General features: G+C 39.6%; 11 protein-coding genes. 2 read left to right on the top strand and 9 right to left on the bottom strand.

All coding sequences use genetic code 11. The features are described 5' to 3' along the window. The first annotated feature begins 20 nt into the window (after positions 1–20). Complete coding sequence (locus tag EHS11_RS00825; protein ID WP_135762522.1) at positions 21–2,531, top strand: discoidin domain-containing protein; 2,511 nt, start codon at positions 21–23, stop codon at positions 2,529–2,531. On the opposite strand, the gene EHS11_RS00820 is transcribed toward EHS11_RS00825, so the two are convergent. Continuing rightward, the gene (locus EHS11_RS00820; RefSeq protein WP_135762521.1) at positions 2,514–3,350 is read right to left on the bottom strand and encodes a 1,4-dihydroxy-6-naphtoate synthase; all 837 of its coding nucleotides are present in this window, start codon (positions 3,348–3,350) and stop codon (positions 2,514–2,516) included. The two genes, EHS11_RS00825 and EHS11_RS00820, sit on opposite strands and share 18 nt — an antisense overlap. Beyond that, positions 3,347–4,549, bottom strand: coding sequence for an AZOBR_p60025 family cell surface glycopolymer formation protein (locus tag EHS11_RS00815; RefSeq protein ID WP_135762520.1), 1,203 nt, complete (start codon positions 4,547–4,549; stop codon positions 3,347–3,349). Before EHS11_RS00815 ends, EHS11_RS00820 begins: the two co-directional genes overlap by 4 nt. Before the next feature lie 89 nt (positions 4,550–4,638). Between EHS11_RS00815 and EHS11_RS00810 the strand changes: the two genes are divergently transcribed. After that, positions 4,639–5,445, top strand: a complete 807-nt coding sequence (locus tag EHS11_RS00810; protein ID WP_135762519.1) for a magnesium and cobalt transport protein CorA — start codon at positions 4,639–4,641, stop codon at positions 5,443–5,445. On the opposite strand, the gene EHS11_RS00805 is transcribed toward EHS11_RS00810, so the two are convergent. From EHS11_RS00805 to EHS11_RS00775, 7 genes are all read right to left on the bottom strand, one after another. Continuing rightward, positions 5,432–7,756, bottom strand: coding sequence for a sensor histidine kinase (locus EHS11_RS00805; RefSeq protein ID WP_135762518.1), 2,325 nt, complete (start codon positions 7,754–7,756; stop codon positions 5,432–5,434). The genes EHS11_RS00810 and EHS11_RS00805 overlap by 14 nt on opposite strands. 68 nt (positions 7,757–7,824) lie before the next feature. Then, positions 7,825–9,660 (bottom strand): molecular chaperone HtpG, encoded by a 1,836-nt coding sequence (htpG, locus tag EHS11_RS00800; RefSeq protein ID WP_135762517.1) that lies wholly within the window; start codon positions 9,658–9,660, stop codon positions 7,825–7,827. A gap of 12 nt (positions 9,661–9,672) precedes the next feature. Further along, positions 9,673–11,274 carry a BatD family protein gene (locus tag EHS11_RS00795; RefSeq protein WP_135762516.1) on the bottom strand — a complete coding sequence of 534 codons (1,602 nt, stop codon included), beginning with the start codon at positions 11,272–11,274 and terminating at the stop codon, positions 9,673–9,675. After that, complete coding sequence (gene batB / locus EHS11_RS00790) at positions 11,249–12,931, bottom strand: VWA domain-containing protein BatB (protein ID WP_135762515.1); 1,683 nt, start codon at positions 12,929–12,931, stop codon at positions 11,249–11,251. The genes EHS11_RS00795 and batB overlap by 26 nt, the downstream gene beginning before the upstream one ends. Continuing rightward, positions 12,928–13,881: a VWA domain-containing protein BatA gene (gene batA, locus EHS11_RS00785; RefSeq protein WP_135762514.1), complete on the bottom strand. Its 954-nt coding sequence runs from the start codon at positions 13,879–13,881 to the stop codon at positions 12,928–12,930. The genes batB and batA overlap by 4 nt, the downstream gene beginning before the upstream one ends. Positions 13,882–13,885: 4 nt before the next feature. Beyond that, positions 13,886–14,740 carry an LB_053 family protein gene (locus EHS11_RS00780; protein WP_135762513.1) on the bottom strand — a complete coding sequence of 285 codons (855 nt, stop codon included), beginning with the start codon at positions 14,738–14,740 and terminating at the stop codon, positions 13,886–13,888. Beyond that, complete coding sequence (locus tag EHS11_RS00775) at positions 14,737–15,561, bottom strand: DUF58 domain-containing protein (protein WP_135762512.1); 825 nt, start codon at positions 15,559–15,561, stop codon at positions 14,737–14,739. The genes EHS11_RS00780 and EHS11_RS00775 overlap by 4 nt, the downstream gene beginning before the upstream one ends. Positions 15,562–15,564 lie beyond the last annotated feature (3 nt).

Here is a 15,564-nt window from a genome sequence, read left to right as displayed (position 1 = left end):
AAGGAAGCAAGTTAGCATTCATGAAAGACAACCTTATCCGAGTCAGTCACCCCTACTCGTTGCCAATCCGATCCGTAAAAACTACGGGTCGTTTTGAGCTTAAAAACGACGAATTTTTCTCTTTTTTTGAAGAAAAAGACCAAGCTGGATTATCATCCATTATCTTCGAATTCAATGAACCCGTTTATTTCAACGGGATCGAACTTTTACCCGGAAGCGAAGGTTTGGATTATTTTCCCGACTCTTTCCGTTTTGAACTTTCTCATGATGGAAAATATTGGGAGCCGATTTTACAGGAATCTGCATTCAGAAAATCATTCAAAACTTCTGCCAAATGGCTGTTCTCGTTAACTAGCGCCCGTTATGTGAAATTCGTTTCCAAGATTTCCAGAAAAGCCAATAACGGAAAAAACAGGATCAGTTTTGGAAATTTGAGAATCCTGATTACAGGTATTGCCAAAATTCAGGCGAGCTCCGAGCTGGATCGGCTTTGGGTAAAAGAAAACCTAATTGATACAAGACCTGATTACGGATGGTGTTCGAAGAAAAAGGAAGAGCCGGAAGAAGAATATTTAGTATTTGATCTGGGCACAGTCAACCGGGTGGAAGAGATCCGGATGCTAACCAAAAACGATCCGATCACGAATTTTCCGGAAAGATTTATAGCCTACTACAGTGAAGATGATCTCACCTGGCATCAGTTACACGAAGAGAACTCCTTTTTGTCTGAACCGGGGATGTGGTACAAGTGGAGATTTTCTCCCGTCAATTTGCGTTTTTTGAAATTGATATTCATTCAGGAAAAAGTCCAAACCAAAAAGGAATATGTAACCGAAGTCATCGAAGTTGAATTCTATTCAAGCCCTGACAAAAAAGATTACGGCGGGCCGGCGAGGGAACCTCTTCCTTACGCCTCGGTGCTTCGTTCCGGGATCATTCGATTGGCTGTGGATGGAGAAGTAAAGGAAGGCGTAGTTGTTCAATCAAATGATAGAAGATTGCGGGATGCAACAACGGAATACCGCGGGATCGTAGAACTTGCATCAGACGGTGAAGAAAAAGCAGGTGTTGTTGTTCAGGGAAATGATAAGCGATTAAAAATCGCAACGGAGATCACTCACGGACTGGTTCGTTTGGCAAGAACTGGCGAATCCAGACCCGGGCTTGTTGTACAATCGGATGATGAGAGATTGCGAACAGCATCGACCGATCATGCAGGGATAGTCGAGTTGGCCCTTGATGGGGAAACAAGACCGGGAGTTGCCGTGCAAGGGAATGATTCAAGACTAAGAGTTGCTACTAAAAAAGCGACAGGACTTGTACAATTGGCAGAGTCGGGTGAGGTCGCACATGATAAAGTGGTGACCGGAAACGATCCTCGTTTGAAAGATGCGACCACTACCGCAAAAGGAATTGTAAGATTATCCTCCAACGGAGGAGAAGAACCGGACACTGTGGTACAAGCAACGGACAAACGACTTCGCCGTGCAAATACCGAAGAATACGGAATTGTTCAGCTTGCCCACTCGGGAGAAAACAAATCTGGTGCTGTTGTTCAAGGTAACGACAAACGACTGTTACCTGCTGACTTTGAGAGAGCCGGAATCGTAACTCTTTCGAAACTGGGAGAGAATGTATCCGGGCGTGTGGTCTTGGCTGATGATCCGAGGTTATCCGATGCAAGAAATCCAAAACCACATACGCATGATTATGCGGCAAAAGAACATGATTTTAATTCTCATACGGGGCTTCTTAGAATCAACGGGGAGACTTCCTCTCCTTCCAAAGGTTTGGTTCCTCCTCCGCAAAACGATGCTATCATCTTCGGAAAAAATAATGCCGAAGGATCGGCGGTAGTTGGAATTTCCAATGGGCAGGGAATATTCGGATTTTCGGAAAAAATCGGGGTGATCGGACTTTCCAAAGGAAAAGACGGCTCGGGCAATGCAGGCATACTCGGTATCGGAGGATCCGCTCCCGGCGGACAATTTATTTCCCAATCGGGCTATGCTGTTTTTGCAAACGGTACCGGTGTTTTGGAAAAAGAATGGGCCGGCTCGGGGAAGGCAATACACGCATTAGGTGATTCTTTTTTCAACGGAAATGTAAGAGTATCAAGAGACGGACAAGAAGAATGTATCGCCCGCTTTTTCAGACTGGATCAGAAAGACGTTGTCACTCCCGGAGATTTGCTTGTGGGAACCGACGAGCCTTTGGTGCTGGCCCGATCAAAACACCCCTACTCTACCAATGTAATCGGGATTTGTGTGGGAAGTGCCGGTTTTGTGTTTGGAAAGGAAAGTAAAGGTCTTGAGTATGCTTTGGTAGCTTTTTTAGGAATTGCAAAACTGCATGTGGATGCATCGCAAGGTTCTATTTCTCCGGGAGATTTGCTCGTATCGGGACTAGCCTCGGGTCACGCTATCAAGGCAGATCCGAATCGAATCAAACCGGGAATGTTGGTCGGCAAAGCATTGGAGCCTTGTAAAAAAGAAAAAGCATCGATTCTTTGTTTAATTTCTCTCTCCTAAAAAAAGAGGATAACCGTTTTTTTCCTTTGGTAAAAAACCGGCGGCAATGGCTCTCTCATATAGAGAGCTGATTGCTTTGTGCCCTTCATTCCCAAGTGCCTTTGTGTATTCATTTACATAAAGATCTATATGGGAGCGGATGACCGCATCTTCTTTGTTTTGCGAGTTCTCTCTTATATAATCGAACATTTCTTTCGGTTCAGTATAAGCCATTTTCAAACTATCACGCAATCTATCTTGGAATAGAAATGCATCCTCTTTAGGAATATCCCTGCGAATGGCAATCGCACCAAGCGGGATGGGAGATCCTGTATAAGTTTCCCACCATTCCCCCAGATCGATCACTTTTTCTAGTCCTCTTGCTTCATAAGTAAATCGTTCTTCGTGAATGATCACTCCCAGATCCGCCTCTCCTGAAAGTAGGCTCGGAATGACTTTGTCATAACGGAGCGGTTTGGAAACTTGAGTACCGTTGGTATATAGGGAAAGTAGAAGATTAGCGGTTGTAAGCTGGCCTGGAACCAAAATGGACGAACCTTCTTTCAATTCTGTTTTATTGCCTTTTTTTCTAACTACCAAAGGGCCGCACCCTCTTCCCAGTGCCGAACCGGTTTCCAATAGGATGTATTTGTCAATTACAGAAAAATAAGCAGCAAAGGAAATTTTGGTAACAGGGTATTTTCCAAGTTTTGCGAACTCGTTTAAATTTTCCACGTCCCATAACTCCTCTTTCACTTCCTGGTTTTGAGATTTGTCACGGACCAGATGATAGAAAAGAAATGTATCGTTCGGACAAGGGGAATAAGCAATGGAAATCATGGTGATAGATAAAAATCCTTTCCTTGGGTGAGCAAGGCAATTCGTAAAATAAGAAAAACAAAAAGTAAAAGCGATGAACCTAAGAAGATTCCGGAAATCCGATTTGGTTTTCGGGTATGAAGGTAGATGACTAGTGGCAAAGGTAAAGTGAACATTCTGGATAAATTGTCAAATGAGCGCCAATAACCTTCTTCCGCTATGGAGATGATTCCCAAGGTGGCAAGAATGGGGAGGATAAACAACAGCTCCTTTGTATGACTTAGACTTTCTGAGGCTTGAAAAAGATCCCGAATCTTTCTTAAAATATAAACAAAAAGCAAAAAATATTGTGCAAATAACAAAAGTTTGACGGATTCCTTTGCGGATAAATGAAACCTTCCGTTGTCATAAAAACTTTTGATAAAACCGTAGAGAGGAAAATCCGTCATATCTCCGAATCCCAAAGGATTGGTTCCCAAATGATTTGGGGAGATACTCCATGTCCAAATGAGAAAAAAGACAAAGCCGAATAACGGCAATAGAAATATTGAAGTTTGTCTTCGGTTTTTTGCAAGGATCGATTGAAATACGATTGGCAAAAGAAGAAATATCCCGAGCTCCCTCGTAAAGATTGCCAATGTAAAAAACAGAACGGATAGAATTTCATCAAGATAGGTCTTGTTCGATTTTAAATAAAAGAAAACTCCAAGAATAACCAAAGAGGCGAAAAAACCATCGGCTACAAGCAATAGATTTGAATTCAGAGAATAAGGAGAAAATAGATATAATAGAGAATATTGCTTTTTGCCGTCAGGAAGAAGGGAATGCAAAGCATAATAAGAAGCTAAAAAAACGATATTTAAAACGAAAATGGCAATCAATGCATAATATTCGAATCCGATTATGAAAGAAAAAGAACCGACTATAAATGAAAATCCTATCCTGTGCAGTCGAAAAAAGTAGGAGTCCACGATCAAATTCCAATCTAACTCGGTAAACAAGGATTTGGCGACTAAATAAAAAAACTGTCCGTCGTATCCTCCCGCCCGAAAGATAACAAAGTCGGAATCTACAGCTCCCGGGTTGATTTCTGCAAACCCGTCCCATATGCCTATGAGAGAGGAAAGTGAGTAATAATAGGGCTTGGTTTTGATCAAAATGAGCAAAATTTCCAAAACGAGGAATGCTAAAAAAGAGATGGGGAACCAGAATCGTTTCACTCTTCCATTTTAAAAAAATTCATAAAGAAGCAAGGAATTTCTCTGGAATTCCCTTCCCTTTCCTTAAACTTGTGTCACAGTTTCCTTTTATGAAAGAAGTTCTAGTTACCATTCAAAACGTTTATCAGTATTTAGAAAAACTCGGTCCTAAAAAATCCTTCCAGATTTTGAAGAGCTTGGGTTATGAAAAACTTCTTTCTCTGACGGGTAAGGTTCCGAAAGAGAGATTGATCGAGCTTACTAGAAAATTAAGCGAAGATACTGTAGTCGAATTAGTGAATCAGATTCCTGAAAGAATCTTGGTTGAAATGATAAGAGAAAATGCGGATGAAGATCTGGTTTATTTTATCCATTCTTTACCAATGACGGAATTGGCCCTTGTATCAAGGAGTATTCCACCTGCCGACGTTAGTCTACTTGCGGTTACTTTGGGAAAAGAGACCAGTGTCGAAATTCTCAAGAGTTTGGGGATTGAAAAAGCCATATCGCTTTTAAAAGAAATTTCTATGAAGGAATTTCTTTGGCTTGTGAAAGAAACTGATGTGCATTCCGTAATTCTTCTTGTCAGTGAAATGACTGTTGCTGATTGCAAACGTTGGATCAAAACTAGAGGTTTGGAAGAACTTCCGGTGATTATGAAATTTTTCGGTGTTGAAAATACTCTTTCTATTTTTGGGAAACTGGGAATGGTAAAAGCTTTGGAATTGCTTCACTTACTAGGAACCAAAGAGATGTTGGAACTGTCTTTTGTGATTTCTAAGATGGAGCTTAGCCAAAAGAAAATTCCTGAAGTGATTCATACTAAACGAGCAGGCGCTTCTTCGCTTGCAAAAAATAAATCTAAAACGAAACCTCCGATGAAGAAAAAAGCGAAGAAAACTTCTAAGAAGAAATAGAAGTTTTCGGGAGTATGACTTTGAACGTGCTCCCCTGCCCTAATTTACTTTCCATGAAAATTTCTCCATTCATCTTTTCTATTAATGATTTAACGATTGATAAACCAAGGCCTGTTCCTCCGATTTTTTTATTGTCAGCTGAAGGAATTCGGAAGAAACGATCGAAGATCTGATTTTTGTAATTCGGATCAATTCCTATTCCCGAATCTTTGACTATGATTTCTATCTTGCCGTTTATTTCTTCAAGGGACAGGGAAACTTTGCCTTTCATCGTGTATTTGAGTGCGTTGATGTATAAGTTCGTGATGATTTGAGAGAACTCAAATCGGATCCCTTTTAAATACAATCCTTTCTTCAAACGAAGTTCCCATTCGATTGCCTTGCCTTTTGCAAGATGCGAATTCATATGAATGACATCTTCGATCACAGGGACCGGATCGAAAATTTCCACTACTTCTTCCGGAGCATCCTTCTCTCTTGAGGTGGTGAGTTTGAGCATATTTTCAATTAAAAAGCTAAGTCTTTTTACGTTTTTTTCAATCACTTCCAACATGTTTTTATGTTCGTTGTTATATGCCAGAGTCTTGTCGGTTTTGAAAAATTCCAAATACCCTTTGATGTTTGTCATGGGACTTCTTAGTTCATGACTGATATTGGATATAAACTCATGTTGAAGTCTTTCCTGCTCTTTTCTTTCCTGATTGGGTCGGAACTGTACTTGGTATCTTTTTTTAGGAGACAGTAAAATGGAAGTAAAGCTCAAATCCACACTGAGCTTGGACCCGTCTTTCAGAAGAATGTCTACATCCGGTAGGGACAACATTGCATCTTGAGATAGATTGGTTCTGAATTTGAGTTGAGGTGCTATTTGGTCTCCGAGTATGATATCTTCAATCGTCGTCTTTGTAAGATCACCTCGAGTATACCCTGTCAGACTTCTGAATTGATGGTTCCCTTCCAATATATTTCCGGTTTCCGCGTCTACAAGTGCGATTGCTTCACGGGAAAACTCGAACAGATAGCGGTATTTTTCTTCCGAATACTGAAGATCAACTGCCGACCTATCCAGTTTGATCTCCAGGATGGAAATCAAATTTTCCAATTCTGCAATTTCTTCTCTTTGCAATTCAAGTGTTGAATTGAAAGAATCTAACATTGAGTTAATGAGATATTTGACCCGATTGTCCAGAAGCAATGTTTCGTCCGTATTGAGCCTGGAGGAAAAATTCCCTTGTAAGATGTCCAGGGTTACGGAATTTACATCCACTATCAAATGTCGAATCGCATTTAGCTTGCGATAGTTGATCGGCGCGGGAGCATACTGTTTGTCCGCTCCTCCGTTCTGAAAGCTTGTAAGTTTTCTTACGTCGAATAATTTCTTCGGTTCAAGGGCTTCTAAAATTTCCGAAAAATCGAGAACAGGTTTTACTACTTCGGGAGTCAATACTCTTCGGATGACACGAAAATATGTATCTTTCAGAAGAGGATACATGGACTCTATATTGCCTTGATAGGAAAAGACTCCCTTCTCAATCAATGGATGGGGGAATAAAATCGATTTTAAGTCTCCTGCGCGGAGATGAGGATAAAACTGTGTTAGGTTTAGGTCTTCCCAGATTTTAGGAGAATTGTTTTTGGTATTTTCATTGATGAAATCAATTGCTTTTTTGACCGCCAAAAGAACACCGGAAGCATTCCTTCCAGTTTTGAGAATGCAATCGCCGCTAAATGCAAGTAAGGTGGAGGGGACCAGGTCTTTCGGTTGTAATAAAGACAAATGGGTGTCTTCTTTGAAGTCGTGATAGTTTTTTAAGAAAGGGCTAAGGAACGGATCGGAAGATATTCCAAGGCAACTTGGTTTCTGAAATTCCTTCTCTTCCAAAAATCCGGGAGTATCCATAAATCGGATTTTTACAGGGTTATAAGGAGCATATTCTTCCAGGAATTTTTCGGCAAACAACCTTTCGACGGAATTGATATGGGGAACCGGAATAAAATAAGCCTTGTTGCGTGTCAGATCCTCCGGTCGGAATCGAAATCTCGAATAAAAAGAAAGGGGGGAGTGATAAAGGAAGAGTCCTTTGTAGATTCGTTTGATTTTTGACTTTTTTAGAAAGGATTCCTGTAAGTAGGAAATGGTCGGGACTTCTCCTACTTCGATCCTTCCTGATTCCAAAAGAGCAAGCACTCCTTTGTGATGCGTATTGACATGGAGGGAGACCTTTATGTCAAATTCTTCAAAAAATCCCTTTCTATACGCGATTACAATCGGTAAGGAGGAGAGTCGGCTGGTAATACAGATATTGATCACAAAGAACCTTTAGACCAACGATTCCTGTAATAGGAATCGTTGCAAAATCTTTCTAAAGGTTTAATGTGTCAATTTTTGGAAAGAATGTCCGCGAGGAACTGGCTAGTCCTTTTTGTATAGTCGGAAATTTCTTGTTCACTCATTGCTTTTGCGGAGAGTAAGGCCAGGTCGTAAATTACTTGTGCAATTTTCTCTCCTTTCTCTTTGTTCGCTCCACCATACTCACGTAATGCGGATTTGACCAGAGGAGAAGAGGTGTTTACCAGAAGAGTATGGTTTCGAAATAGATTTTTGGCATCTTCCCTGTTGAACATGGAATTCATCTCACTCATTCTTCTCATAAACTCAGGCATAAGAACTACTGCAGGAACTTCGTTCGACTTCAAGGATTCCGTTTTGATCTCCACACCTTCTTTGGTGATGGTGGATTTGAAAAATTCCAAAATCCGATCAGCCTCCGTTTGGTTGTTGGCATCCACTACTCCCGGATTTGCGTCTTTATCTACAACTTGATCCGCAAGTTCCGCATCCACTCTTTGGAATTTCATTTCCGTATTTTTTGTTTCCAGATGTTGGATCAAATGAGAATCAATTCTGGAGTCAACGAGCAATGCTTCCAGCCCCTGTGACTTGAGAAGATCCATATATACCGAACCCATCTCGGTTTCATTTGCATAATAAACTTTGCTTCCGTTTTTCTCTTTGTTTTTTTCCCAATATTCGTTTAAGGTGCAGAACAATCCTTCCGAGTTCTTAAAGATAAGAACATCCTTTACCGCATCGAAAAACTTTTCATCCGTCAGCATTCCGTATTTCACGAAGATGGAAATATCGTTCCAGTTCTTTTGAAATTCTTCTCTATTCTTTTTGAAATCATCAGACAACCTGTCCGCTACTTTCTTAATGATATGATTGGAAATCTTTTTTACGAGCGGATCGTTTTGAAGATAGGATCTGGATACATTCAAAGGAAGATCGGGAATATCGATAGTTCCTTTAAGAGTAGTTAGAAACTGAGGGATGAGTTCGCTCGCATTATCGCTTACGAATACGTGATTACAGAATAATTTGATGCCGTTTTTTGTGGCGTCTAACTCGTGCGTGATTTTTGGAAAGTATAGTATTCCTTGCAGTCTGAAAGGAAAGTCCACATTCAAATGAATATGAAATAAGGAATCGCCTGAAAAAGGAAACAGATAGGAATAAAAATCCTTATAATCTTCCGGTTTTACTTTGGAAGGTTCTTCCGACCAAAGAGGTTTTTCCCTGTTTGCTTTTTCTCCGTCTACGAGAATGGGAACCGGTAAAAAATCACAATATTTTTTGATCAGATCTTTCAGTTTCCATTTGTCCAGATACTCTCCAGAGTCAGGATCCAGGAAAAGTGATATTTTTGTTCCTCTGATTTCTTTGTCGATGCTCGAGATTGCAAAGTCGGTTCCCGATTCACTTTCCCAAAGAACACCCTTCTCCTCTTTTTTATAGGATTTGGTTTCGATTGTGACTTTGTTCGATACCATAAAACATGAGTAAAAACCTAAACCAAAATGTCCTATGATCTCCGCTTTATTCTCTGCGTTTTGATAATGTTTGGCGAAGTCGGTTGCACCCGAAAAAGCGATTTGATTGATGTATTTTTTCACTTCGTCGGTAGTCATACCGATTCCGTTGTCTTCTATGATTAGAACTCTTTTGTCTTTATCAAAACTGAGTTCGATTTTATAATCCGTTCCTCCTTCGAATTCTTCGGAAAAGGATATTTTCCTTAATTTGCTAATCGCATCACAAGCGTTAGAAACCAATTCACGTATGAAAATGTCTTTTTCCGAGTAGAGCCATTTTTTGATGATTGGGAAAATATTTTCCGTCTCTACGCTGATTTTACCTTTTTCTTGTTCGCTCATTTGAATCTCCAATTATCGAATTAATTTACTTGTTTCTACTAACATTCTTTTGGTCGGCTTGTCGCAGTACCTGAATATCTCTGAAAATGATTTTTCCGCAAAAGCGGATCTTAGTTCTACGATCTTTTCAGCATCCTTGGGAACGACACCTTTTTTAATAAGGTAGTCATTTAGGATTTGGTTTTTTTTGGAACCTACTCTTTGATCCAAAATGGTCAAGCCAGCTCTGGTATTTTCTTTCCAACGGAGAGTTATCTTGGTCCCTACTCCGATAAAAATACATAGAACAACAAACCAGATCAGGTAGGAATTGTTTGTCCAATCCGTATTTGCTTTTTTTGTCGCCTTCCAAGAGTCAGACTGTTTTGACAGGGAATTTGGTAAAACAGAAATGTCGGGAAGAGTTAAAGTTTTTGTTTGATAGGATTGTGATGACGGAGAAAAGAAATGAATCGCTACTTCTCCCATGGATATTCTTCCCAAGGTGCGGGGCTCAAAGCTATAGAGATACTCTATCTCGGAATAAAATCCGTATTCCCCTAAGGAAAGTTGGCGGAAAGTTTTTGATTTTTGAGAGGATAGAAAATGAAGTCCTTCTTTTTTAGCTTCGAGAGGGTGATCCAATCCGACTCCTCCGCCGGGACCTGAGACTTTGATTTTAAAATAGAATGTTTCACCAAGTTTGATTTTTGCGCTCTGATAATCTGCGGAAAGAAGATAATCTCCGATTGCACCTTTATAATCCGCAGGTTTCCCCTTTGGTAAATCCAAAACTGTAATTTTTTCCGTATGAACGGGAATGGATTCCTGGAGTGCCCCGAATCTCATACTGTCACCTACTATAAAGTTAGTTGATCCGATCGTGAAATTGCCTGATTTCAACGGAGTGAGTCCGTAGATTTCCTTTTCGAATACCAGAGTGTTTTTTTCCTTACCGTTGCGAATGACTGTAGAATCTATCTGAACGGTTACTTGCTTTAAGGTTTCCGCAAGAAAAAAAGGAAAGGAGATAGATAGGTTCGGATCCCTTTCCAGATATGCTTGCTTAAAGCCTTTATAATATAGAACGTAATAACCTACAATCGGTTCTCCTATGTAGACTTTTTGTTTGTTTGTGTGAAAGACCACTTCCGGAGATTCCGCTTTCTCATCTTCTTCGGAGGGATCGCCGAAAATCCGATCAAACAAAGACCCGTTCCTCTTAGTATTGTTAGATGGTCTTTTAGCTTCTACAGTGAAATAGAGCTCCGGGCAAGTCATGATGTCCGTTCCTACGCTTACTTGAACCGGAGGTACTTTGTTTTTGCCTGGTTTTTCAGTTAGGATCCGGAATTTTAAGATTTTACTTTTGGAAACTTTGAAATTGACAATCTGAGTTTCTGAGCCGGAGCCGGAATATATCGCCTTTACACCGTTTGCTTCATAATTGTTTTTTAAAAGTTTTAATGGTTTATCGCCTGATAGGCGGATTACCAGCTCCAGAGATTCCCCTTTTAAAATCTGATCCTGCGATAATCGAAAGCTGACTTCTTCGCCGAATAATGAAGCAATCGGAAAATATACGCAAACTAAAAAAAGAAATCCTATACTACCAAAACTTTTCATTATCAACATTCGGAAAACGATCCGCTTTTTTTTTCAGAATGGAATCCGGGGAAAAAGAATCCATCATTCTGTCTGCATGTTCTTTGGATAAATCCTTTTTATTTTTAGCGGAATTATTTCCAACTGCTTTGCTATTTTCCTCACCGGACTCTGATTTTTTCTGATCTTCTTCCGTTTTTTCTTGGGGATTGGAAGACCCTCCGTTTTTTTTCTTTCTTAGGTGTTCCAGATTCTTCTTTGCAGAAAGTAAATCGGGATCAATGGAGAGAGCTTTTTCATAGGATTTTTGCGCATTTTGATAATCGTTTTTTTTTGCATAAGCGTTCCCATTATTATAATGAGCTCTTGATTTCAGTTCGGGTGAAGATTTTGGATCTTTTATAATTTCATTATTCTGTTCGATGGACTCCTGAAAATTTCCCATTTTATAATCGGAAGCCGCCTTATTGAATTTGAGTCTGGGATCGTCTGCAATGAATTCCTCTGCTTTCTGGAATTTTTCTTTGCTCTCTTTGTATTTTTCGGTGCGATAATCGTTTACCCCTTCCGAGATGACGGAGCCACCCGGATCGAAACCCCAAGCATACAAATCATACGTTTGAAATGCATTGGAAAATAAAATCAGGAGTAATACAACTATTGTTCGTCTAATGTAGATTAAGCGAATGATCCTTTCCAAAAAAAAGAAACCGAGTGACAAGTATAGAAATATGTTTGCGCCGTCTTCCTTTCTGATTTTCTGAAGAATATGTGTCTGGTTCTTTTTCATGGAATCGATTTTATCAACCAATTGATAAGCACCTGAAGAGTCCTGAGATAAATTATAATACTCTCCCGAGTTTAGGGAAGCAAATGATTTTAAATTTTCCTCATTTAAATTTGATATGACCACATCGCTTCCGTTTTGATCCGGATTTAAAGCCCCTGAAACGGTTACATAGCCATGAGAAGAAGTTTGAGAATCCGAATAATAAATAGGGCCTCCTTGTTTCGTTCCCAAACCCCATACTACAAGTTCAGCGTCCAATTTCCCTGGGCTTGATTCTTCGTTGTCTTCCCCGTCGGAGACCAAAACCACAATTTTGTTCCTCAATAATTTGGAAGAAGATAGGACTTCTTCCGCTTTCTTCGTGGCAAGTCCGAAGTTGGTTCCTTTTTTGCCAACCATTTCCACACCTAATGCGTTTACGTAATCGGCAAAAGCAGTCGTATCCGTAGTCATCGGGCAATAGGAAAATGCGGAACCCGCAAATACGATCATTCCAAAACGATTTCCTGTCAAATCGGGAAGGATTCGGATGATAATGTCCTGGAACCGTTTTAAACGGGTAGGGTTTACATCCACTGCGTTCATGGACAAACTAACATCGACAAGAAAGAGTATGTCGACTGACTTTTGTGAGTTGGATAATTCCATTTCATTCGCTTTTGTATGAAACAACGATATAATGGCGAAAGTGAGTCCCAAGATCAAAGAACCGATCCCCAAGGCATAAAACAATTTTGAGGGAAGAACAAATCTCTCTTTCAAAGAAGGATGTATGTTTTGAAATTTTCCGATTTTGAAAAGAAAAAATATTTTTCCAATACCATACATTAGAGTTATCGAAATGGAAAGCAGGGAAATCCATTTAAAAATAGAATCATTAAAATCTGTTTCCGTCATAACATTTCCTTCAAGGGCCAGATTTTAAAAGATCCATCTAACAAAAGTAAGACAAACGACCAAAATAGGTAATCAGGAAAATGCGTTTGAACCAGCTCTATCGGTTTTGATGGCAACGGATCTTTTTCCAGATCGTCTATCTCTTTTAAAATTTCTTCCAGATCTTCGGGGGATTCCGCCCGAAAAAAAGTTCCGCCTGTCTGTTCGGAGATGGCTCGTAAGGAATCATAATTGATCTCATATTGACCCATCTCTTTTCCGATTCCGATGGAATAAACTTTGATACTATATGCTTTCGAGGCGAAAGATGCAGTTTCCGGATCCAGTTTTCCCGTATTGGAGACTCCGTCGGTGAGTATGAGAATGATTTTTGATGTGGCCTTTGATTTTTTGAGTCTATAGGTTGAAAGAATCAAAGCATCTCCGATTGCAGTGCCTTGTTCGTCTATGCTGGAATCTTCTGCTTCTGCGATAAGTTCGGTCAATGCCAACCTATCACTTGTTAATGGACTTTGCAGATAAGCTGCTCCGGCAAACAAAACAAGTCCTATCCTGTCCGACTCTCTTTTTTTGATAAATTCCTGTAGTAGTTTTTTCGAAACGGAAAGCCTGTTGTTTGGTAAAAAATCATAACTATTTACCATGGAACCGGATATATCCAAGGCGATCATGATATCGATTCCGTAGGTTTCGTCCGGGATAAACCGATGTTTGGCGCCTGGACCCGCAGCCGCCAAAATCACAAAAGAAAGTGATAAAAAAGGAAGTATACCGACTATTTTTTTCAGAATGGATTGGAAATCGGTTTTAAAATCATTCAATAGTTTTGTGTTTCTATCCCATTTTCCTTCAAGTGAGAGATTCAATTTACCTTTCCAGCAAGTGAATAACAGAAGAAAAAACAAAGGTAAAAATAAAATTAATGTCAAAGGTCGTTCAAAATAATCCATTTTATTAAAGCCCTAATTTGTCTTTCCATTCTGTCCAGAGTCGTTTGGCTTCTTCCCCGGTTAGTGTTTCGTTTTTGTCCGTGTATTTGGATTCCCGAAAGAAGAAACGGATTTCCCTTAACTTATGATCGGTAAGGCTGCTTCTGTCGTAAAGATATGCTAAAAATTCCTCATCTGTAAAAGCCAAAAGATTATGAGATAATCTATAAGAGTATTCTTCTTTGCAGTAAGAAGATATAAGATAAACAAAATCTTTTAAATGCACAGTTTCCGATTGTAATATTCCTTCGATTAAGTAAAGTTTTGCGAGTCTCTCTTCTAAAAAAGGAATTTCTTCCCAAGTTGCATTCATGATCTTTCCGCTTTTTCTTCTATATAGATAAAATGCATAGGCCAGGTAGAAGATAAGGAATAATAGAAATAAAAAAAATATTAGCCTGAGTAAATAAGGACCTGAAAAAGAAATGGGAGGTTCAATGTCTTCAAAATCTTTTTCTTCTCCGGTTAATTGGGATTTTACTTTAATGATCGTTTGAGCGCTGGCAATGCTTCCGTTGTCCTCCCATGTAATCGGCAAACTGTAGTTTCCTGCCTCGTAAAAACGAATTGTAAGACGAAGTGAGTTACTTGTTTTTGTCGCTGAAAGTATTTTATATGAGGGTAAATCGGGAGATGTCTCTACGTACATTTCTCCTTCCGGAAAAGAAAGATCGTTCGGAAGCGAAGAATGGAATGTGATTTCGTAGTCGACTTTGTCTCCGACAAAGATTTCATTCGGATGTACGTTTTCTTTAGGGCTGGAGAATATCATACTAGGAATTGCATACAGCATTAGAAGTATAAGGTCTTTTCGTTTCAAACTCGGATTCCTTTGAATAAACCTAATATTTGTTTGCTGAGTTTCTGCTCCGGTCGAACGGTAATCCCTTTGTTTCCGAATGTTTTTCTGAAATTTGCACGGTCTTGTTTTAAATTGGATTGGAAGGATAGGGAATGTTCCGATTCCGAGTCCGATATGGAAAAAATGCGAAACCAAAAAGGCAATTGGATTTCAAAAGATTCTTCTTCGATCCAGATGGCATACTCGTCCCAGGTTTGGAATAATCCTTTTCTGGATTCAAATCCTTGAAAATAGGTAAAATCGGAAAGCCAGTAAACTATACTGTATTTGGATGAAATCTGATAGGTTTTCTCCAAAGCCTTGTTATAATTTGTATTTTTCGAACTTCGGCAGTACGCATTTTTAATAATGGATTTGAATTCCAGATCCACTTCTTCCTTGCGCTTCAATTCTTTTCCCGAATGATAAACGTTATCTGAGAATAAAATGATTCGGACTCTATTGCCTATGCGGACATGAAAAAGAGATAAAAAACATGCCAATTGAAGAGCTGCTTTTTTTTTCTTGCCTCGCATCGATTCGGAAACATCAACCAATATCATAATAGAAAGATCCTGTTCTTCATAATATTCTTTTACGTGCACTTCTCCCGTGCGGGAAGTAACATTCCAGTCTATGTATCTTGTATCATCACCGAAATAGTAAGGTCTTACTTCTTTGAATTCAAGTCCCCTTCCCTTTGCAAAGTGAAAGAATCCACCTGAACGGACGGACTTGAATTTTTGATTTGTTTCCCAATCTAAAACTGTGAGTAATTTCTTGAGATCCGGATCTAACATCGT

The sequence above is a fragment of the Leptospira ilyithenensis genome (assembly GCF_004771005.1).
GTDB lineage: Bacteria > Spirochaetota > Leptospiria > Leptospirales > Leptospiraceae > Leptospira_A > Leptospira_A ilyithenensis.
The sequence above is the reverse complement of the archived record's forward strand: the minus strand, read 5'-3'. Positions and strand labels throughout refer to the sequence as shown.